This window comes from Bifidobacterium sp. FKU, assembly GCF_026016385.1.
Lineage (GTDB): Bacteria > Actinomycetota > Actinomycetes > Actinomycetales > Bifidobacteriaceae > Bifidobacterium > Bifidobacterium infantis.
On sequence record NZ_CP092888.1, the window covers coordinates 2,061,912 to 2,082,405 of the forward strand.

The 20,494-nt window shown below is 58.7% G+C and carries 16 protein-coding genes; 6 read left to right on the forward strand and 10 right to left on the reverse strand.

The genetic code is table 11. From position 1 onward, the window contains the following. The first annotated feature begins 71 nt into the window (after window positions 1-71). Complete coding sequence (locus MMB48_RS09330; protein WP_032744874.1) at window positions 72-1,793, forward strand: sugar transferase; 1,722 nt, start codon at window positions 72-74, stop codon at window positions 1,791-1,793. A gap of 416 nt (window positions 1,794-2,209) precedes the next feature. Here the strand turns inward: MMB48_RS09330 and MMB48_RS09335 are convergent, their stop codons facing one another. Continuing rightward, window positions 2,210-3,271, reverse strand: a complete 1,062-nt coding sequence (locus tag MMB48_RS09335) for an IS30 family transposase (protein ID WP_176338723.1) — start codon at window positions 3,269-3,271, stop codon at window positions 2,210-2,212. Between the two features lie 181 nt (window positions 3,272-3,452). On the opposite strand from MMB48_RS09335, the gene MMB48_RS09340 reads away from it, so the two are divergent. Beyond that, window positions 3,453-3,887: a hypothetical protein gene (locus tag MMB48_RS09340; protein ID WP_012577072.1), complete on the forward strand. Its 435-nt coding sequence runs from the start codon at window positions 3,453-3,455 to the stop codon at window positions 3,885-3,887. A 557-nt stretch (window positions 3,888-4,444) separates the two neighbouring features. Here the strand turns inward: MMB48_RS09340 and MMB48_RS09345 are convergent. Together MMB48_RS09345 and MMB48_RS09350 are read right to left on the reverse strand one after the other, a co-directional pair. After that, window positions 4,445-5,908: an ATP-binding protein gene (locus MMB48_RS09345; protein ID WP_032745396.1), complete on the reverse strand. Its 1,464-nt coding sequence runs from the start codon at window positions 5,906-5,908 to the stop codon at window positions 4,445-4,447. A 335-nt stretch (window positions 5,909-6,243) separates the two neighbouring features. Continuing rightward, window positions 6,244-6,564, reverse strand: a complete 321-nt coding sequence (locus tag MMB48_RS09350) for a transposase (RefSeq protein WP_136527165.1) — start codon at window positions 6,562-6,564, stop codon at window positions 6,244-6,246. Window positions 6,565-6,636: 72 nt separating this feature from the next. Between MMB48_RS09350 and MMB48_RS09355 the strand changes: the two genes are divergently transcribed. After that, window positions 6,637-7,854, forward strand: a complete 1,218-nt coding sequence (locus MMB48_RS09355; RefSeq protein ID WP_032745398.1) for an ATP-binding protein — start codon at window positions 6,637-6,639, stop codon at window positions 7,852-7,854. 423 nt (window positions 7,855-8,277) lie between these two features. Further along, window positions 8,278-8,460, forward strand: coding sequence for a hypothetical protein (locus tag MMB48_RS09360; protein ID WP_032745399.1), 183 nt, complete (start codon window positions 8,278-8,280; stop codon window positions 8,458-8,460). Between the two features lie 31 nt (window positions 8,461-8,491). Here the strand turns inward: MMB48_RS09360 and MMB48_RS09365 are convergent, their stop codons facing one another. After that, on the reverse strand, window positions 8,492-8,815 hold the full coding sequence (locus MMB48_RS09365; protein WP_227484987.1) for a hypothetical protein: 324 nt from the start codon (window positions 8,813-8,815) through the stop codon (window positions 8,492-8,494). Here MMB48_RS09365 and MMB48_RS09370 point away from each other — a divergent pair. Together MMB48_RS09370 and MMB48_RS09375 are read left to right on the forward strand one after the other, a co-directional pair. Further along, window positions 8,777-11,113 (forward strand): LamG-like jellyroll fold domain-containing protein, encoded by a 2,337-nt coding sequence (locus MMB48_RS09370; protein ID WP_234896721.1) that lies wholly within the window; start codon window positions 8,777-8,779, stop codon window positions 11,111-11,113. The two genes, MMB48_RS09365 and MMB48_RS09370, sit on opposite strands and share 39 nt — an antisense overlap. 328 nt (window positions 11,114-11,441) lie before the next feature. Continuing rightward, a complete protein-coding gene (locus MMB48_RS09375; protein ID WP_032745402.1) occupies window positions 11,442-13,604 on the forward strand; it encodes a beta-galactosidase in 2,163 nt (720 codons plus the stop codon). Between the two features lie 174 nt (window positions 13,605-13,778). Here MMB48_RS09375 and pafA read toward each other — a convergent pair whose 3' ends face one another. The 6 genes from pafA to MMB48_RS09405 form a co-directional block, all read right to left on the reverse strand. Beyond that, window positions 13,779-15,236: a Pup--protein ligase gene (pafA, locus tag MMB48_RS09380; RefSeq protein WP_032745404.1), complete on the reverse strand. Its 1,458-nt coding sequence runs from the start codon at window positions 15,234-15,236 to the stop codon at window positions 13,779-13,781. Continuing rightward, a complete protein-coding gene (locus tag MMB48_RS09385) occupies window positions 15,236-15,439 on the reverse strand; it encodes a ubiquitin-like protein Pup (protein WP_032745405.1) in 204 nt (67 codons plus the stop codon). Before MMB48_RS09385 ends, pafA begins: the two co-directional genes overlap by 1 nt. A gap of 91 nt (window positions 15,440-15,530) precedes the next feature. Further along, entirely contained in the window at window positions 15,531-16,427 is an 897-nt protein-coding gene (locus MMB48_RS09390; RefSeq protein ID WP_032745407.1) for an inositol monophosphatase family protein, read from the reverse strand. A gap of 11 nt (window positions 16,428-16,438) precedes the next feature. Continuing rightward, window positions 16,439-18,106 carry a depupylase/deamidase Dop gene (gene dop, locus MMB48_RS09395; RefSeq protein WP_032745409.1) on the reverse strand — a complete coding sequence of 556 codons (1,668 nt, stop codon included), beginning with the start codon at window positions 18,104-18,106 and terminating at the stop codon, window positions 16,439-16,441. Between the two features lie 21 nt (window positions 18,107-18,127). After that, window positions 18,128-19,693: a proteasome ATPase gene (gene arc, locus MMB48_RS09400; protein WP_136527166.1), complete on the reverse strand. Its 1,566-nt coding sequence runs from the start codon at window positions 19,691-19,693 to the stop codon at window positions 18,128-18,130. Between the two features lie 60 nt (window positions 19,694-19,753). After that, a complete protein-coding gene (locus MMB48_RS09405; protein WP_014485138.1) occupies window positions 19,754-20,452 on the reverse strand; it encodes a DedA family protein in 699 nt (232 codons plus the stop codon). Window positions 20,453-20,494: the final 42 nt, after the last annotated feature.

A 20,494-nucleotide genomic window follows, 5' to 3' on the forward strand; every position in this document is an offset into this window, starting at 1 on the left:
GGTGGCATTCGTGCTAGGGTGGGCGAGAGTAAGAAAAAGGAATGAATGTTCCTTGCGATTTTTGGGGAACGATGGAGGAAGAATTCAGTATCATGTCGAAGGACAGAGGCACAGCAGCAGAGTCGCAGGCAACAAGCACCGCGACCATGGCAATGCCCAAAGTACGGGTGAGCGGGAGCCGGTCCTCGGCTTCGTTCTCCCCCGTTGCCGAATGTGACATTGCGCCGACATTCTTTGACGGCACCTACTTCTCCTCTACACCGGACGGCAGCTCCACACATAACGACACCACGAACATACGTCCATTGATGGGCCATTCTGTGCCGAAGTGGCGATATCTCTATAACACGACCTTGGTCGTGCTTGATCTGCTGATGACCATTGTGGCCACGTACATCGTGTTCCTGCTCCGACCTTTCGCTTATACCTATGTGCAGAGCATTGGTCCCGGCGAATACGGCGTTTTTAGCTTCCTGCTGTTGACCTGCGTATCGTGGCTCATCAGTCTGTATTCCGCACGCTCCTATGAACGGCACACCATGGGTGAGGGCTATGCCCTGTACGCCAAGCTGTTGAACGCTGCGTTCATCGATTTCATTATGCTGTGCACGTTGGGGTACCTGTTCCACCTCAATCTTCCCCGGTCGTTGAATGTGTTCATTCCGCTGGTTTCACTGGTGTTGGTTATTATCGAGCGTTGGATTATGCGCCGTGCGCTGCACCGCAACCGCATGAATGGCGAATTCAACTACCCGACTGTGGTTATTGGGTCTCCGGAAGGTATCCACCGGACGGTCGAACAATTGCGCCAGTGCCGTGGCCTCGGCTACGCGCCAATTGCGGTGTGCCCAGTGGCTTCAGTCAAGAACGAGGATGACCCGGATTCGGCGCAGCATTTGGTGTCGGTGCCCTTCACTCCTGCCAACGATGCTGAGGCACGACTGAAGGTGTTGCCACTCAACTCGCATTTGCCGCAAACCGCGAAGCGTATGAAGGCACGTACCGTATTGGTAGCTGATGTACTTACCCGTGATTCTGAGACCATGCGTACATTGTCCCTGGCCGTGGAATCCATGGGCATTGAATTGGCCCTCGCTACCTCTGTGGCTGATTTGAGCGGCGCTGACCTGCATTTCCGCAACGATCCGACGATGCCAGTAGTCACTGCACGACTGACGCAGTACTCAACCGTTACCCGCATCCTCAAGCGTGTGTGCGATATCGTGCTTTCCGGTATCGCCATTATCTTGAGCTCGCCCATCATGCTATGGGTGGCATACAAGGTCAAGCGGGAAGACGGCGGCCCTGTGTTCTATTCGCAGACGCGCATCGGCATTTACGGCAAGCCGTTTACCATGTACAAGTTCCGTTCCATGCGCACTGATGCCGACGAGATCAAGGCGAAACTGGCTAAGGAACGCGGCATTGAGGATCGTTTTATCTTCAAGCTCAAGGACGATCCACGCGTGACTAAGATCGGTCACTTTATTCGTAAGACATCGCTGGATGAGTTCCCGCAGTTCTTTAACGTGTTCAAGGGCGATATGAGCTTAGTTGGGCCTCGCCCGCCGCTGCCTGAAGAAGTCGCGCGATATGACATGCTGTATTCCACGCGACTGCTGGTTAAGCCTGGTATTACTGGACCGTGGCAGATTTCCGGACGCAGCGATTTGACTCAGGAACAGTCGGAGTATGCGGATGTGTCGTATATTCAGGATTGGTCTATTACGGGAGACATCGTGATTCTGTTGAAGACTGTGGTGGCAGTGTTTAAGGGGACTGGATCGTACTGAGTTTTCTTTGAGAATGTTGAAATGTTGAGAGGGCGTCAGCTTTTTGCTGACGCCCTTCTTTTGTCTCTCCCTCAGAGCCTGTGGCTGACGTCCTCGTCAGAGGGAACTTTTTTTAACCGGTTCTATTGTGGAGGTTCGAAGTTATGAAGAAGAAGATTATGGCCGTGCTGGCCGCTATCGCCGCGGTGTGGACATTGCGTTGCTTGCCGCCGCGGGCATCGCCCTGTTCGCCGTCCGCAAGAGCACCACTCGTCGCTGACGTGACTGACATAATAGACGGTAGACGCTGAAGCATAGTTCGCGAATACCACTGAACCGGGAGTCGATGATTCCCGGTTTTTCCATGTTATCGCTACGGTAATTACCCGGATTCAACTTGTAAGTGCAACGGCTGGTTTCGGGTCGGCTTGTTTTGATTATAGCTTGGCCATCTCCTCGTCCCATACCTCGTTGGGCGTTTTGTAGCCGAGGAGCTTCATCGGGGTGTCGTTGATCTCCCCGACGATCGCGTCGAGGTCCTCCTGGGCCAAGTCCTCGAAACTGGTTCCCTTGGGCAGGTAGCGGCGGATCCTGCCGTTCCTGTTCTCGTTGCTGCCACGCTGCCAGGAACCGTACGGGTCGGCGAAGTACGTGAGCATGCCCAGCGCCTCGTCCACCAGCATGTGCAGGGACGCCTCCGTGCCGCTGTCCCACGTGCGGTCGACGCGCGCGGCCGGCGGCATGTCCTTGAAGATCTCGTATTCGGCCCTGGCCGTGGCGGACGCGCTCTTGTCGTCGACGAGCCGGGCGAACAGCCTGCGGCTCCTGCGCTCCACCTGCGTGTTCACGCAGCGCCTCGACGGCGCGGCGCCGACCACCGTGTCCGACTCGAAATGGCCGAACCCCTTCCTGGATCCGACCGCCTCGGGCCGGTCCGCGATGGGCACGCGCATCGGGATGCGCGGCCCCTTCGCCTTCCTACCCTTTCTCCTCGTCCGGCGTTTCCTGCCGCGCGCCAGATACTGGCGCAGGTCCAGCGCCCGCTGCGGCTTGGCGTAGATCCACTGGTAAAGGCACTCGTGGCTGATCCGCATCGACGGGTCGCCGGCGTACTGGGCCTTCAACCGTCCCTCGATCAGTTCCGGGCTCCACCCCCTGCGCAGCGCGTCAAGCACCCAGGCGCGCAACGGGCCCGAATCCATGCGACGCGGTTTCCTGGACTCGCGCCGACGCCGGTCGGCCTTCCTCTGCGCGGCCAGCGCCGAATAGAACGGACCCGAGGTCCACGGCCCGGTCTTCAGCCGTTTCGGCCGGTAGGGCCGGTACGACCCGTTCTCGTTGGACGCGAACCACAGGCCGCGCCTCAGCTCGCGGCTCACCGTGGACTTGTCCCGGCCGATCCTCTCCGCGGTCCGACGGATGCCCGGATGCTGTTCGCAATGCAGCTTCTCGATCAGGATCCTCTCCTCGGACGACAGGTGCGAATACTGTTGACCCATGAGTGCGACACCTTCTTGAGTTAGAAACTTCGAACACTTCCAACCCTAGACAAGGTGTTGCACTTCTATTTAGAACCCGGGTTATGCAATCATGCATGCATGGATTTGTATAATACGGAATTAGCTGGCTACAATTAGCGACGTAAAAAGACACGTGACCAATGCAATAAGGAGAGCAATCATGGCTTCATTGCTTCAGGGATTCGAAGAGGTTCAGCTGGTCAAGCCGGTGGGCAAGACCGTTCTGACCGTCACCGATTCCGCCATTCGTTTCAACAAAGCCACCGCTGAAGCGCTCGGATTCCCGGCGTACGTCAAGGTGCTGATCAACGACAAGACCAGGCAGATCGCCGTGACCCCGACCACCGCCAAGGCCGGCAACGCCATCAAGTTCAGCAAGCCCGAAGGCAAGCAGGCCGCTTCGGTAAGCGTCAAGGAAGCCACGCTCATTGAAGCAGTGAAGGCATACCTCACTCTGCCCGAGGCACCGGAAGGCGAAATCGCCTACCAGTCCGTCAACGGTACCGCCTACCCCGAAAGCAAGACCGTGATCTTCGACGTGGCCAACGCCACCGCCGGCACCATGAAGCGCCGCGGCCGCAAAAAGGCCGCCTGATTCTTCTGCCTTGAAATGGTGCCCTGATTGAAGACGAACAGCCGGAACCCGTAAAAGATTCCGGCTGTTCCGCTGAGGTGCCACGTCAACAGCTCCTTGGTTTGGTCTGTCCAGTGTATGGGAAAGGTTCGATGGATACTGGTATGCTGTCTTCTAGCAGAAAGGTCGCGTCAACTTCGGAGCAATCTTCTAGGCGGCGCCACAGACTTTCGCCCCGTTGGACCCAACTGCCGAGGTTTCCTCAACCTCAGTTGTTACCAGAAAGGTCCCTGGCTGGTGAACTCAGTCAGGGACCTTTTACTTTTTCAGATTCCGGGTTAAGGGCCAGTTCCCTTACCTCGATTTGCAAGGAAAGCCCGATGCCATAAGGCACCACCGCTAAGAATCGTGTCGCAACCGCGCTTTGCGACCCGCCCAAGCAAATACCAGGCAAATAAAATTTTGGCGGAATTCCAACGTTTCGCACATGTGGAGTGCAGAATACGCAGTAACGAAGCAAATAAGAAAGTCCATTAGAGCTACGGCAGCACTATCACCGAATCAGCATAAACGATTGCTCACTCTCGTACCCATGCCGGTATATACCGCATCTTCTTATTGGCGGCATCCGCATCCACCGGGCGAATCAACCTGTCAGATATGGCGTCAGCAATCAGCCTTGAGATTTGAGAGCTGGATGATGTGGATAGTCCGAACCTCTCACGCAAAGACGCATTAGTCAGCGCATTACCATTGGCGTACTGCAGACAAGCATGCCAGTAGCATGCCTGCAATCTTTCATCAACCGTAAGATCCCGATATGGGCGCCGCTGCATTAAACGGACCCGCATACTCGGCGCATCACCGCGAGACTCCTGAATCTCTGGCGCAGGCAACTGCATCAGTTCACAGGAACGAATAATCTTATCCCAGCCAGACCCAGCTTCTTCACATATATGCAGCCTACGAGCCAATTTCGCCAGTCGCGGATTGCGTGACTGAGGAGGATCATTAACCAGCCTCGGCACCTGAATCAGTGATGCACCTGGATTAGAAAATTCAACACGATCATCAAAAACCTCCACGAGAGGACCACCGCCTCGTATCGTAAGATCCTGATGAATGAGCATATTGCCCACGAGTTCACGAATCGCCAATTCAGGATAACCGTTCATGGTTACACGCAATCCCTTATCAATCACTTCTTGCTCCGGCAATAACGCCTGAATGTAATCCATGACACCGTCAATATAGGCATATCCACCTAGGAAAATCTTGGAACGAGTCGCCGCAATCCGATCTTTGCCCGAGTAGCGAATAATGCGAATGGCCTTACGCGAGACGGTCTCGAAATCATCCATATTCGCTGCGAACAACAACGCCCCGAGATTGGTTACAGCGTATTGCCCGCTATCTAACGTCTTAACGATGTTATCTGTAACGAGATACTGAAGTATGGACGACCCACCTTCCGGTACTGGAATACCGGTCTGAGTAAAGTAACGAGCCCAATCGATTTTATGCAGCACTTCATCGCGGCTTAGCCAGCGCGATGCTATCTGATCCTCAAATGCTCCTGATCGAGTCAAATCCCACAATCGTTGTTCACGTTGGGAATTTTTCTGCAGAGGTTGGGTCGAGGTTCCTGAACGAATATATTCGACATTATCGAACGACACCGGATAACCGACTGCCGGCCAAATACGCAGCACAACGACATGTTTGCCATCTACATCGACTGAGAGGAATCGGAACTCAGCATTGCTGGAGAGTTTTACACGGAGCCAAATTTCTAGTTCCTGATTGCCCCTTTTTGCCGTCAGCGGATCGAATGATGTCCCGATAATGGCATGCGTCGAATCCTCAACACCCCATACCATATACGCATAATCTTGCCCCTCCACAATTGCGGAATTAGCAAGTGCCGCAATATCACGGCCAATCATCTCGAATCGGGCATTGGAATCCTTGAACTCAATCGTCTGCGTCTCTGAAACGTGACCGATGAGTTGTTTCACCAGTTCAACGTAATCTTCCGGCATGATGCTTATCCTTTCCGCGGCCCCTCTGCCAAATCGTTATCTCAAGTTCTTTTCCATCCAGTGTACCCCACCCAAGCAAATACCAGGCAAATAAAATTTTGGCGGAATTACAACGTTTCGCACATGTGGAGTGCAGAATACGCAGTAACGAAGCAAATAAAATCATCAGGAGGGTCGCACAATCGATAGCTGGAGTCGGTCCCATACAATCACAAAGCGGACCACGTGGCCAACACTTGGGAACGGCCTTACGGATCCGACGTGCATACTCACCCATGATTAAAGGGGCTCTTCGGGTGTTTGTGTGGGTGTGAATCATCTGTCTTGCTTACTGTCTATTGGCGTCCGGGGAGTTGGAGGTTGAGTCCGCCGCATTTGAGCATGACCAGGGCGATGAGGTTGTCGAGGTTCCGGTAGCCGTAGCCGATCTTGATGGTGGTCTTGATCCTGTTGTTCACGGCCTCGAGCCTTGCGTTGGACGGTCCGCTGACATGCTTAGCCGCGAGCGCCCTGTTGTCGATGATGAGCAGGCGCGAGTGGCTGAAACATTCAAGAAACTCCATCGAGGCGATATGGGCATCGTTGCCTACGAGGATGAGCACAAGTTTGACGGGGACGGGGACGAGCCGGCGTAGCATCAGTTCGCTTGAACTCACATATTCATGTATATATGTGTATATAAGTGTATATTTTTACCTAGAACTTATGGAAGGCCAAAGGAACCGCACATGAACACCGTGGATTCAGCCAGACGCAAAGAAGCGATGCACGCCCTCAATCCATTCGCGCCCGGAGCGGGAAGACAACCCAAGGAACTCGTAGGACGCGAGCAGGAACTCGAAATCATGGACAGAATCATCGCCAGAACAAAAGCGGGATACTCCGACCGCGGACTGGTCTACAGCGGGCTGAGAGGCGTCGGCAAGACCGTGCTCCTGCTGAGAATGAAAGACATGGCCGCCAGCCAGGGACTCATTACCGTCCGCATGGAAGCCACGGGAAACGAGACCCACGACTACGAACTCCTCTTCGACGGCATCTCCAAAGCAATACTGCGCGAGAGAAGAGGAACGCTCCGACAGAAAATGCTCGACTCCCTCAAACACGTCAACGAGGTTTCCCTCGAACTCGGGGTAATCAAAACGTCAATCGGGTTCGGCAACGAGGACAAAGGCATATCCAGCGACTCGCTGCGACTCGAAATGATGGTCGAGGAACTATGCCGCGAACTCAAAAAGGAAGGATCGGGCCTGTTCCTGTTCATCGACGAGTTCCAAGTGATGTCCAGCGACCTGATGGGCACCATCATCGGACTGCAGCACAGCATGGGACAGGAGGATCTGCCCTTCTACGTCATCGCGGCGGGACTGCCCAACCTTCCCGGCGTTCTTACCAAATCACGCTCCTACGCCGAACGCCTGTTCCAGTACAAGCGAATCGGACGGCTCCCTGAAGACGAGACCAGGGAATGCTTCGAAAAGACCATCAGCAAGATCAATGTGCGATTCGACGACGATGCCCTGAACCGTCTCATAGAGCTCTCCAAGGGGTATCCGTATTTCATCCAAGCATATGGTTCTGCAGCCTTCGATGAATCCGAATCATCGCCAATCCCATTGTCCGCCGTCATCAAGGGCGAACCCATAGCGCAGGCATCACTGGACAGCGGCCTATACGAATCACGCTGGCAACGGGCCCGCCCACTGGAACGGGAATACATGCGGGCCATGGCCTCGCTCGAAAAAAGCGTGTGCAGCTCGGCGGAGATCGCGGAACGACTGGGACGGACGCCTACGGATGTCGTACGGGTCAGAAAAGGCATCATCGATTCCGGGCTGGCATATGCGCCAGAACGTGGGCTCTTGGCATTCACCGTTCCCGGCATGGGTGATTTCATTCGCAGAGCCGCACCGTCGGAGGAACAGACCTATGACGACCGAGCATAGAGAAAACAGAAGCCTAAGGACTACAGGAACCTATTACACGACCACATCGTGGCATGACGCAGGGGATATGAAACGTACCCGGTCGCTCGTTATGAGCGCCGGGGCGTTTGTGGTTGTTTGACGAAATCGTCCGACGGGGTCTTGAATTCGTCGGAGACGGCGCGTTTCAGGACTCCGTCTATCTCGAGCCGAAGCCGTATCCGCAATATCTTCGATACCATTCCTTGTATCTTTTCCCTACCTTTTCCTCCGGAAAAGCAATCTTCCCATAAGCGTCCGAGATGGTGAGAGCAAGTACCAGGGCGGCACCACAGCATTCCGCCCGCAGCGCCTTCCTCACTTCATCGGCAAGGCATATCTCCATGGGATTCGTCATCTGCGGCGCAAGTCTTCTATTCCCTGTCGGCATCCCCCCTCCGGTCCTTGTGCCCGTTCAAGGTCAAGATCGACGAGAAGATGCACGCGCATATCGTTGACGAGCTCGAAGCCAAGCTCGCTTCCGGCGAGATCGTCGACGATGAGGCGCAGACCGTGGAGGCCGCCGAAGCCGGAGTAGACGGTACGTCCACAACACGGCAACTCGACCGGTACAAGGACAATCCGTAACAAGTCCATACGGTTCATCGCACGTTGAACATCAGCCGAACGGCGAATGATATTTGATGCGCGCACCATGAACAGTGCCTGAATCAGCCCTCGTTTCCCAAAAGCGGCGGATAGCCTTACAAAGGCCATATGCGTAGGTGCATTGCAACGGCACATTCGCATCGTCGTTGAAATAGGTGCTAAGGAGAACCTGGTCATGCATATAGGGAGAATACGCAATATCATCAAACCAGCGGTGGCGTGCATAGCGCTTGCCGTGTTCACAGCGCCGGGTACGGTAGCCTCCGCCGCAGCGTTTGAACGTGAAGGCGCCCCATTGGATGTGGTGGCCGATTGGAAATTTCAGCAGGCGCATTCCACCGGTTCCATCGACGGTGGCAACCTGATCATCAAGGATATGTCGGGCAACGGCAACGATCTGCATATGCAGACCTACGGGAAAGACGATTACAAGCTCAGCGACTATGTCAACTGGTCGTCGAATTCGATGAACGGTGACGGTGGTGGCAGCCTGAAACTCAATGGCGACAGCGATCTGGCGCATAAGAAGGATCATCCCGAGCAGCGAGACCCCAAAGGCGCGGATTTCATCACCGCAAGCGACGCTCCCATCAACAAAGAGCAATTTGCCAACGGATACACCATGGAGTTCGTGTACTACCTTCCCGATGACTTCAACGCCGGCACCGATTCGTGGATGGGGCTTGCGGCCAGGCAATCCACAAACAGCAACATGGATGAACACGAGATGGGGTCGATGAGCCTGTCGGTCTCCAACTGCAAGGAAACCCAGTTCAAGGCCGCCAACAAGGACAATGAGTCGACCATGAACACCGATGATCCCAACAACGGCGTCACCAGCTGGGGTGTCACTATGGATCACGGTGGCGTTTGGTATCACATCGCCGTCGTATCCGATGGCACGAACGTGGTGACATACACCAACGGTGCCAAAGCATTCCGCAATATCAACAAGAACGGCAACGGTCTGTATGCCGATCCGACCGATGGTCGCTTCCGTATCGGCTCGTCGTATTACAACGATACTTTCGACACCAGCCAATACAACAAGGACGACTTTGACAAGTTCCTGCGCGGCAACCTGCAGGAGGTGAGATTCTCCCGCGGTGCGTTGGCACGGGGCAACTGGATCGTGCCCAACCCGACCGATTATCTCAAGGATTATGGTACCAACGATCGTTTTGTGCTGGACAACCCCAGCGTACATACGATGGCTTTCTTGCCGGACACGCAGAATGCCATCCGTTGGGTGCCTACGGTGATGGACCGAGCCATCAACCAGTTCGATTCGGAAGCCTCCAGTCTCAACTTGACCAACATCGTGTCCCTCGGTGACGTGGTGGACAACTGGGACAGTGACGCGCAATGGCAGGCATCGTCCAAGGTGTTCGGGCGTATGCAGAAAATAGGTGTCCCCTTCCTGGAGCAGCCAGGCAACCATGATTACAATGGAGGCCGGCATGGCTATGGAGTGCCCAGCTTGCGCAAGGCGGACAATTACCTGAAACACTTCGGACCCGACTCCGATTTCGGCAAGTATCAAAAGGAACACGGTTTTGCATACTCGCCCGATGGCCTGTCCTCATACCATCTGGTCGACAACGGCTCCTACAAGTATCTGGTGATGAACATCGACATGGGCGCGGTGGTCAGCAACTCGTCCTCGGCAAGCAATGACGATATGCGATGGTTCGAGCAGGTGCTCAAAGAGCACCCGAACAACCCGACTGTAGTGGTGAGCCACGATATCTTCAAGTGCTCCGATTCACGTCCGAATGAAATCTCCCTCGATGATGATTCCGGATACAACGGTGAAGCCGGTGACGATGAAGGTGCCGGCTCAAAAATATGGAACATCGTGAAGCGGTACAACCAGGTATTCATGATGTACTCCGGTCACAATCACGGATCCGGACAAATGACCCTGACCAATGACGCCGGCAATCCGGTGTTGGGGCTGTTGTCCGACTATCAATTCGCGTATAACGGCGGCAATGCGTTCTTCCAGTACGTCGGCATGGATGAAGCGAACAACAAGATCACCATGCGTACGTATTCGCCATACTCGGCATCGCTATCCACGACCGAGCGTTCGTTCTTCGATGTCAACTTCCTGACCGGTATCGGCAACACCTATGACGGATCGTTCGATTTCACCAAACGATTCGCCGGCTACGAACATTCCTCCGGTTATGACACGCAGCAGTCGGTGATTTCCTTGGTGCGCGGTATCGGTGCGTTGAACGGTCAGACGCCGGCGAGCGAAGTACGGAAACTATATACTGCTCTGGCCGCATTGCCGGATAATGTGAAAGCGCAATTCGGCGATCCGTCGGATAGTGGCTCTCTGGCAGGCAGACTCGCCGCCGCATACAATGCCGCGTTCCCCAAGCCGGAACAGCCCGACACCAAACCCGGTGCCGACAACCAGACTGGAAGCCAAGGCGGGCAATCCGGAAGCCAGCAAGGGCAGAAGGGCGATGGCCATGGCAAGGGGCAGACGAATGCCGGCCCGGAGGCAACGGCCTCCACTGGTGCCGATGTGGTCCCGGTCGCCGTTATCGCAATGATGACGATCTTGTTGGCCGGCGTGCTTGTGCTCATAAAGCGTGAGCATCACCTTTCGCACTAACCGATTACCGGTGCACAACCTGTCGACGAGCGAGCAGCCAATAGCTGGGCCCGATGCAGAGCCCACGGTACTGGTTGCTCGCTTGTCGAATCAAAGTCACGCCGATGCTTTTCTATGTTTCCGGTATGTCTACGTTTCCGGTATGTTCATCATGATAACGGTCATTCTTTCCCTGACCGACTCCATCGAGTATGGTTAGGAAGATCGGCAAGTAAACAAGGCCGGAACCGGCGGTGTGTCGACTATCGGCCAGGAGTGTCCGTCAGCTAATATCGGCTGGTATCCGATATGGGCCGTGGCCCTGCACCACCTGCCAAAGGAGGTAACCGTGCGTGCGCGACGTGACTTCGCATGGCCAAAACTGCTGACCGCGGACGGACGCGGCATCGCTTTCGGCGGCGACTACAATCCCGACCAATGGCCGGAGGACGTCTGGGATGACGACATCCGCCTGATGGGCCAGGCCCGCGTCAACACCGTGGCCCTTGCCATCTTCAGCTGGGATCGCCTCCAGCCCACCGAAGACCATTGGAATTTCGACTGGCTCGATCGCGTCATCGACAAGCTCGGCCAGGCCGGCATCGCGGTCGATCTGGCATCCGCGACGGCGACCGCGCCCCTGTGGCTCTACGAAAACCATCCCGAGGTTCTTCCGCGAGACAAGTACGGTCATCCGGTCAACGCCGGTTCGCGCCAATCCTGGAGCCCGACCAGCCCGGTGTTCAAGGAATACGCGCTAACCCTATGCCGCAAACTCGCCGAACGCTACGGCACCAACCCATATGTGACGGCATGGCATATGGGCAACGAATACGGGTGGAACAATCGCGACGACTACTCCGACAATGCGCTCGAAGCCTTCCGCGCATGGTGCCGCCGCAAGTACGGCACCATCAGCGCGCTCAACCAAGCGTGGGGCACCACGTTCTGGGGACAGGAGATGACCGGTTTCGACGAAGTGCTCATCCCACGGTTCATGGGCGCCGATTCCATGGTCAACCCCGGACAGAAGCTTGATTTTGAACGGTTCGGCAACGACATGCTGCTTGACTTCTATAAAGCCGAACGTGACGCGATCGCCGAAATCTGCCCCGACAAGCCGTTCACCACGAACTTCATGGTCTCCACCGACCAATGCTGCATGGACTACGCCGCTTGGGCGGAGGAAGTGAATTTCGTGTCGAACGACCACTACTTCCACGAAGGCGAATCCCACCTCGACGAGCTGGCCTGTTCCGATGCGCTCGTGGATTCGCTGGCGCTCGGCAAACCATGGTACGTCATGGAACATTCCACTTCGGCGGTGCAGTGGAAGCCTCTGAACACCCGCAAACGCAACGGGGAAACGGTGCGCGACTCCCTGGCCCACGTGGCCATGGGCGCCGACGCCATCAACTTCTTCCAATGGCGCGCATCCGCATTCGGCGCCGAAGCGTTCCATTCCGCCATGGTTCCGCACGCCGGCGAGGACACGAAACTGTTCCGTCAGGTATGCGAACTGGGCGCGACGTTGCAAGCGCTCGCCGATGCCGGTGTCCAGGGAAGCGAATTGGCGCATGCAGACACGGCGATCCTTTTCAGCGCCGAATCGGAGTGGGCCACCCGCTCCGAGACGTTGCCGAGCATGAAACTCAACCATTGGCATGACGTGCGTGACTGGTACCGCGCGTTCCTGAACGCGGGTGCCCGCGCCGACATCGTGCCGCTTGCCTACGACTGGAGTTCATACAAGACCATCGTCCTGCCGACCGTGCTGATGCTGAGCGACGCCGATACGCGACGGCTGGCCGGTTTCGTGCAGGACGGAGGCCGCGTGGTGGTCGGTTACGCGACCGGCCTGCTCGACGAGCGCTTCCACACGTGGCTCGGCGGATACCCCGGTGCGGGCGATGGACTGCTGCGCTCGATGCTGGGCGTTCGTGGCGAGGAATTCAACATTCTCGGTACCGAGGCGGAAGGCGAGCCGAGCGAGATTCGGCTGGCATCCACCGGGGATTCGTCCACGATGGACGGTGCCGTGACCCGCCTGTGGCAGAACGACGTGACCATCGCCGGACCGCATGTGCAGGTGCTTGCCTCGTATGCCGGCGAAGAAGCGGATGAATGGGAGCTTGACGGCACGGCCGCGATCACCCGCAACACGTACGGCGAAGGGGAGGCGTATTTCCTCGGCTGCGATCTGGGCGTGAGCGATCTGACGCGATTCGTTGGAGGCTGGCTTGCCGCGCGACCACAGGATGGCCGGCAGCCGGAAGCCAACCTGCGGTCGCCCGCCAGCGGCGTGACCTCTGACGTTCTGCACACCGTGCGTCAATCCGACGACGCCATATTCGACTTCTATCTGACACGTGGCAAATCGGATGTCGAACTGCGCGACATCGCAGGGGAGCCGATCGTCCTGTTCCGGGCGGAACGGGGCAGTGACGGCGGCGCGTATACGGTGCATCGCAATGGCGTTCTCGTGATGAAACGCCCGAACCCGTCGGTGTAGTCAGTTGCGGCGAAACAGGAGGGCTGCAGGACGGTGCCGACGTACATGGTTGCCCGGATTCTCCCTTTGCCGCTGCGCTGCCTGCCTCAGCAGATGTTCCACGGCCGCATCAACGGAAAGCGAGTTGTCGGACTCCAGCTTGAATGGTTTGCTGGTGAAGAACGCCTGTAGAATCTACAGCGCTTCCATAAGCTGCTCGAATTCCGGGGTGGGCTCGGCCTCGAAGGGATCGAGGAGTATGGCTTCCCGGCGTTCGGGGGCGGTCAGGGTCAGGTGGGTCCAGTCGGCGGAGAACTGGGCTCCGACGTTCAGGGCCGCGTCCACGAATCGGCCACGCAGGGCGGCACGGGTGTCGGTCGGCGGGTTGTGCACGGCGTATTCCACGTCGTCTCCTGTCAGCAGCTCACGCATTTGGTTGCGGGAAGTCAGCGAACCGTACAGGCGGCCATTGGCGATGTCGTGGTAGTCAAGCTCAAGCTGTTCCATCTGGGCGAAGGTGACGTCCGGGCGACGGCGTTTGAGCGCATCGAACAGACGCTTCTTGGCGGCCCAGTCCACGCGGTCGGCGAGCGCATCGTATGCACCACGCTCCAGTGCGTCCAGAACGCGGCTCCACTCCCCCATAATCGTGACGATCGTGGTGGCCGGCAGCGAACTTGCCAGCGCATCGCCATGGGTTTCGATGAAGGCCTTGACTGCCGCATAATACCGGCGCTGCAGACCCAGTGCGGACACGGATTCGCCTGATTCGAGCGTCAGTTCGGCGTGCGGGTCGTCGAGGAATCGGCTGACGGTGCGATTGGCCGCAGCCGGGTCGGCGAAGGCGCAGTGTTCAAAACCGGACGGGGTGCCGAGGCGGAAGGCATCTTCGATCGCGCACAGCACAAGGTGCGTGACGGCGAGCTTCATCCATGTGGACCATTGCGAACGGTTCGAGTCGCCGATGATCACATGCAGCCGACGGAAGGAGTCGGGGTCGGCGTGCGGCTCGTCGCGCGTGTTGACCATCGGGCGGGAGCGGGTGGTGGCCGAGGAGACGGCCTCGTCCAGGAAGTCCGCACGCTGGGTGATCTGGAAGCCGTCCGGAGTCACGCGGCCGGCACCGGTGTACAGCTGGCGGGTGATCAGGAACGGCAGCAGCTGGTGTTCGATGGTCTCCAACGGCACAAAGCGGCGGACCAAGTAGTTTTCGTGGCAGCCGAAGGCGTGGCCGGCGGAGTCGACGTTGTTTTTGAACACGTGGATCGTGGCGTGTTCGCTGTAGGATTCGCGCAGCTTGCGCTGGGCCTTCAGGGCCAGATTGCGCATCACATGTTCGCCGGCAAGATCCTGCCCCAAGGCCTCGCGCGGGTCACGGGCCTCGGCGGTGGCGTATTCGGGATGGGATCCGACGTCCAGATACAGACGTGAGCCATTGGCCAGATACGTGTTGGTGGAGCGGGAACGGGAGACGATGGGCTGGAACATGGTCATCGCCACCTGGCCGGCGTCCACGGGGCGTTCGGCACCGGTGACGGCCACGCCGTATTCGGTTTCGACGCCGAAAATACGGCAGAACCCGTCCATCTCGGCGGATGGTACGGGTTCCGTGGCGTGCAGGGAGCGGGTGCCGCTGTCACGCAGTTGGGGCATCACTCGCCGCCTTTTTGCACGAAGCTGTTGACGTATTCCTCGGCGTTGGTTTCCAAGGTGGATTCGATGTCGTCGAGGATGTCGTCCAACACGTCGGCCTGGTCGGTGGACTCGGTTTGGGCGGCGGCCTGCGTGGTGGCGAGGGCGTCGTCTTCCTGGGTCGCGGCCTGCTGTGCTTGAGGTTGTTCGAATTGTTGTGGCATGTTGTCTTCTTTTTGGGCTGTCAAACTCCCCTCAGTCAGCCTTCGGCCGACGGCTCCCCTCACCCGAGGGGAGCCGGAGGAGTCAAAAAAATTATCGCTGGTTGATGGAGTCGGGCCACGGATACTGCTGCAGGTAATGCTGCAGTTCGCGGATGATGAGTCCGTTGGAGGCCACTACATCGTTATCGTGACGCCAGTGGATACGTTCGCCGTCCCAACGGCTCAGCGTACCCTGCGCCTCCCAAACCACCACGGTGCCGGCGGCGATGGCGGGGATATCCCACACGTGCAGCATCGGCTCGAAGTAGGCGTCATAGGTGCCGTCGGCCACTTTGCACAGGTCGAGCGAGGCGGGGCCCACACGCTTGATGTCGGCCGGGCGTCCGGCGAGCGAGGAGGCCACGTCGAGCGCGCGCTGCGATTCGTCGGGCAGGAAGGACATGCCGTAGCTCAGCACGGAACCGTCCAGCGAGGAGGTCATCGACGGCACGACCTTGTCGCGCTTCTCACCGACCGCGGTTTTGTGGATGCGCACGGCACCCGCTCCCCTGGCGGCCAGGTAGGTCAGGCCGAGGGCCGGGGCATGCACGATGCCGATGATCGGCTTGGGCTCATTGTCCGGGCCGAATTCGAACAGGGCGGCGGTTACCGTCCATTCGCTCATGCGGCGTATGTAGTTGATCACACCGTCGATCTTGCCGATGTACCAGTAACGCTGGCCGGGGCGGCTTTCGGCGGGTCGGGTGGTCCAGAAGCCGTCGAAGTGGGCGATGTCGGCGATTCTGGCGCTCATAAAGCGCATAATCTTGCTGTCGACTTCGAGCTTATAGCGGGGACCACGATCCGCGTTCTCGGTGCTCGACTGGGCGAGGTTACGCGGATTGAGCTGGTCGTGGAGGGCATGCTGGCCGGCTTCTTCGAGAAGGCCGGCGACTTTGAGCGCAAGGTTGCGCAGGTCCTGTGGGGTCTCTTCGCGTGTTTCTTCCATAGCTATCAAGTCTATCGTTCGGCGTTGATGGCCAGCGACTTCAGCAGATCGATGGCGTGTTCGGCTGAATTGAGTTCGGTTTCGCAGTGCGCCTTGGTGAAGGCGAGCGGGTCGGAGATGTCGAGGGAGAACAGGTGATGGTCGGTAGCGGCCATATGGCCGGCATTGCCGTAGAATTCGACAGCCTCGCCCTCGTCTGCGGCGCGCGGGTCGCGAACAGTGAGTCGGGACCAGCTGGCGGCGGCCACCTCATCGCCGAATCGTGCAACGAGTTTCGCCCTGAGCCAGGCGCGGGTGTCTGCCGGCGGTTCGGTGGCGGCGCGTGCGATGTCGGCGGCGCTCACCACCCGTTCGGTGCGGGGTTCGAGTTTGGTGAAGATGCTGTCCGCGGGGTCGAGCGCCGCCCATTTCAGTTCAATGACCTTCAGTCGCGGATCATTCCATCCGTTAGCCACGCTGGGCGCAGCTGCCGCGGTGATTTTGCGGCGCAGTTTTTCGAGCAGCTGCCATTTGAGCAGCCATTCGATGCGGCTGGCCTCACCGGTCATGGCCAGGCGTTCGTCATCGTCGGCGGCATGGCGGATGGAGGCGCAGTCGATGAGCGCCTGCTGCCACATCGCCATGATGGATGTGGTGGATTTGTCCGACCAGGCGGGCTCGCCGGCGGTGTCGGCGCCTTCGACCAGTGCGGCGACCTGGTAGACGGCTTGGCGCAGTTTGAGCTGGATAAGCCATGCGTTGGTTTCGCCGCCGTTGGCCAGCGGCAGGCTTGCGCCCAGCGTCAGGTCATGGGAGATGGTGTGCATGGCTTCGACCGGGTCGGCCAGTTCGAGCTCGTCGAGGAAGACGTTCAGATCGAATCCGGCTTCGTCCGCGTGTTCGAGCAGCCACAGCAGCATGCTCGTGGTGCCGAGTTTCAGGGCCTGCGGTACCTCCATGCGGTTAGCGTCGCCAACGATGACGTGCAGGCGGCGGTATGCGTCGGTGGAGTGGGATTCGTCGCGCGTGTTGATGATCGGGCGTTCGAAGGTGGTTTGCAGACCGACTTTGGCATGGATGTAGTCGGCGCGCTGGCTGAGCTGGTAGCCCGGGATCTCGCTGTTCTCGCCGATTCCCACGCGGCCGGAGCCGGCGTAGATCTGGCGGGTGACGAAGTGGAGGGTCATCAGGCGCGTGACCAAGTCGAATGGCACTGAGCGGGCCATCATATAGTTCTCGTGCGTGCCCCAACAGGAGCCCTTGCCGTCCACATTGTTGCGATGCAGGGCGATGGGGGTGCCGGTCTGTGTGCGGGCGCGTTCGGTGGCGGCCTGCATGATGAGGTCTCCGGCGTGGTCATAGCGGACCGCTTCGAACGGGTCGGTGGTTTCCGGTGCCGAGTATTCGGGGTGGGCGTGGTCCACGTAGACGCGGCCGCCATTGGGGGCGATCACGTTGGTGATGTTGAGTTGTGGGGCGTCGGTGAGCATGTCCGGGCGGGCGGCGGCGCGTTCGAGGCGAGTGCCGCGCGCGTCGTTGACCGGGTCCTCCTGCCGGTAGTCCCAGCGGATGGATTTGCTGTGGCTGTCCGCGGCGCCGTTCACCACGTCGAAGGACAGTTGCACCGGGTTGTAGCGGTCCGGGGTGTTCAGGGATACCGCGTATTCGGTTTCGGTGCCCATCACTCGTTTGACGGTCATGTAGTGCTCCTTGAGCTTGAGCTATTCGGCGGTGCGGATGCGGCGGATCGGGTCCATGCCGTTGATGCGCGACCATTGTTCGGGGTCCACGTCGGTCATGGAATCGCGGGTCTCGCGGTATTCGTCTTCCACGGCGGCGGCGAGCAGCGGCACGGTGAGCGCCACGTCCGAGCCGGTTTCGATGGATTCCTTGACCGCTCGGGTCTTGGCCCGGTCCACGATGTTCTTGAGCATCGCGCCGGAGACCACGTCGGCCAGGAAGAGCGCATGCCACTGGCCGTTCTCCTCCTGCACGTCGCATAGATGGCGGCGTTCGGAGGTTCCGTAGATGTCATGCACCAGCACGGCGGACAAGGCGTGCGCGTCGACACCATTTTCCAGAGGCAGGTCGTCGGTGAGGTAATGGTCCACGATGGCGATGGCCTGATTGGTTTTGGGCCGGCCGACGCGAATCTTGACGTCGAGACGCCCCGGTCGCAGCACAGCCGGATCGATCATGTCCACGCGGTTGGAGGCACCGATCACCATCACATTGTCGAGTGATTCCACGCCGTCAAGTTCGGAGAGGAACTGGGGCACGATCGTGGTCTCCACGTCGGAGGAGACGCCGGAGCCGCGGGTGCGCAGCAGCGAATCCATTTCGTCGATGAAAACGACCACCGGATTGCCATCCGCGGCGCGTTCGCGGGCGCGCTGGAAGATCAGGCGAATCAGCCGTTCGGATTCGCCGACGTATTTGTTGAGCAGTTCCGGGCCCTTGACGGACAGGAACACGCCTTTAACGCGGGGTTCGGCCGGGCTGATCGAGCCGTCGCCATTCGAATCGTAACCACCCTCGCACAGGGCGTTCGCCACGGCCTTGGCGATCATCGTCTTGCCGTTGCCGGGCGGGCCGTACAGCAGCACGCCCTTCGGCGGCTTCAGATCGTAGCGCTCAAACAGCGCACGATGCCGGAACGGCAGTTGGACGGCGTCCCTGATACGACCAATCTCACTATCCAAGCCGCCGATGTCGGCGAACGTGACGTCCGGGGTCTCCTCCAGCACCAGATCCTTGTCGCCCTCGGCGGGCAGCGCTTCGATGGCGAGGCGGACGGACGGATCGACGATGATGCGGTCGCCCTGATTGATGCCCGCATACGCGAGCGCGCCGGAACGGCGGATGAGCACGGGATTGCCGGAGGCGTCGGTAACGATCAGTCGACCATCGTCAAGTACCTGCTTGACACTGCGAATCTGGCCCACGGTGTCAGCGTCGCGCTGCTCGACCAGCACGAGCTTCTCGTTGAGCATCACGGTGGCCCCGGCGGTCAGACGGGCGGCGTTGACGTCGGATGCCACGGGCACCACCATGCGGCGGGTGCCGGAAATGACTTCGGCCGACGCGTGCTGGATGCCGTCTGCGTCGGTGCGGGTGGAATCGACCTTGACCATGGTGGCGAAGGTGAGCGGCGGCTGAGCGAGCTGGGCGAGCCGTGACTTCGCCTTGGTCAGTTCCTTGCCGGCACGGTTCAATGCTTCGGCGAGCGCATGGTTCTTGGCCATCAGGCGATCGTTCAGCGCGGCGAGATCTTCGGTGTCGCTCATGCGGGTTCTTCGCTTCCCTTCTATCCGGGATTTTCGGCAACTTATGGCAGTCGGCAGACCCTATTCGTTGCCGTCGGCGGATTTCCTGTTACGTATCACAGTACGCACTTTTCGCACCACGAACCATACGATGACCACAATCACGGCCGCGATGACCACGTCCTCGAACACGCCGAGCGCGCCTTGAATCGAGCACCACTGGTCGCCGAGTAGGTAACCGGCGGAAACGAGGATGGTGTTCCACACGGCCGAGCCGAGCAGGGTCCAGCCGGTGAAGTGCAGGAAGTTCATGCGGTTGAACCCGGCGGGAATCGAAATCAGCGAGCGTACCACGGGAATCACACGGCCGATGAGCACCGACCATGTGCCGTATTTGGTGAACCAGTCGTTGGCTTTGCTCACGTCTTTGCGGCTGACGCCGGGGATTCTGTCTGCCGCGAGATTGATGCGATGCAGGCCCACCCAGCGGGAGATGCCGTACAAGGTCCAGGCACCCAGTACGGAGCCGATGGTGGCCCAGATGATTGCGCCCGGCAGACTCAAGGTGCCGCGTGCGGCGGTGAAGCCGGCGAGCGGAAGAATGACTTCGGACGGGATGGGCGGGAAGATGGATTCGAGGGCGATGGCCAAGGCCACGCCGATACCGCCGATGGTTTCCATCAGCATGATCAGCCAGTCGGTGATGGTGCCGATCAGGCCGGGTTCGGTGGTGGTGCAGATGGGCGTAGGGTCGGTCGCAAGAATAGTGGCGGCTGCCATGGAAAAACTCATAGAGGGCATTGTCCCAAGGTTTTCCCAGAA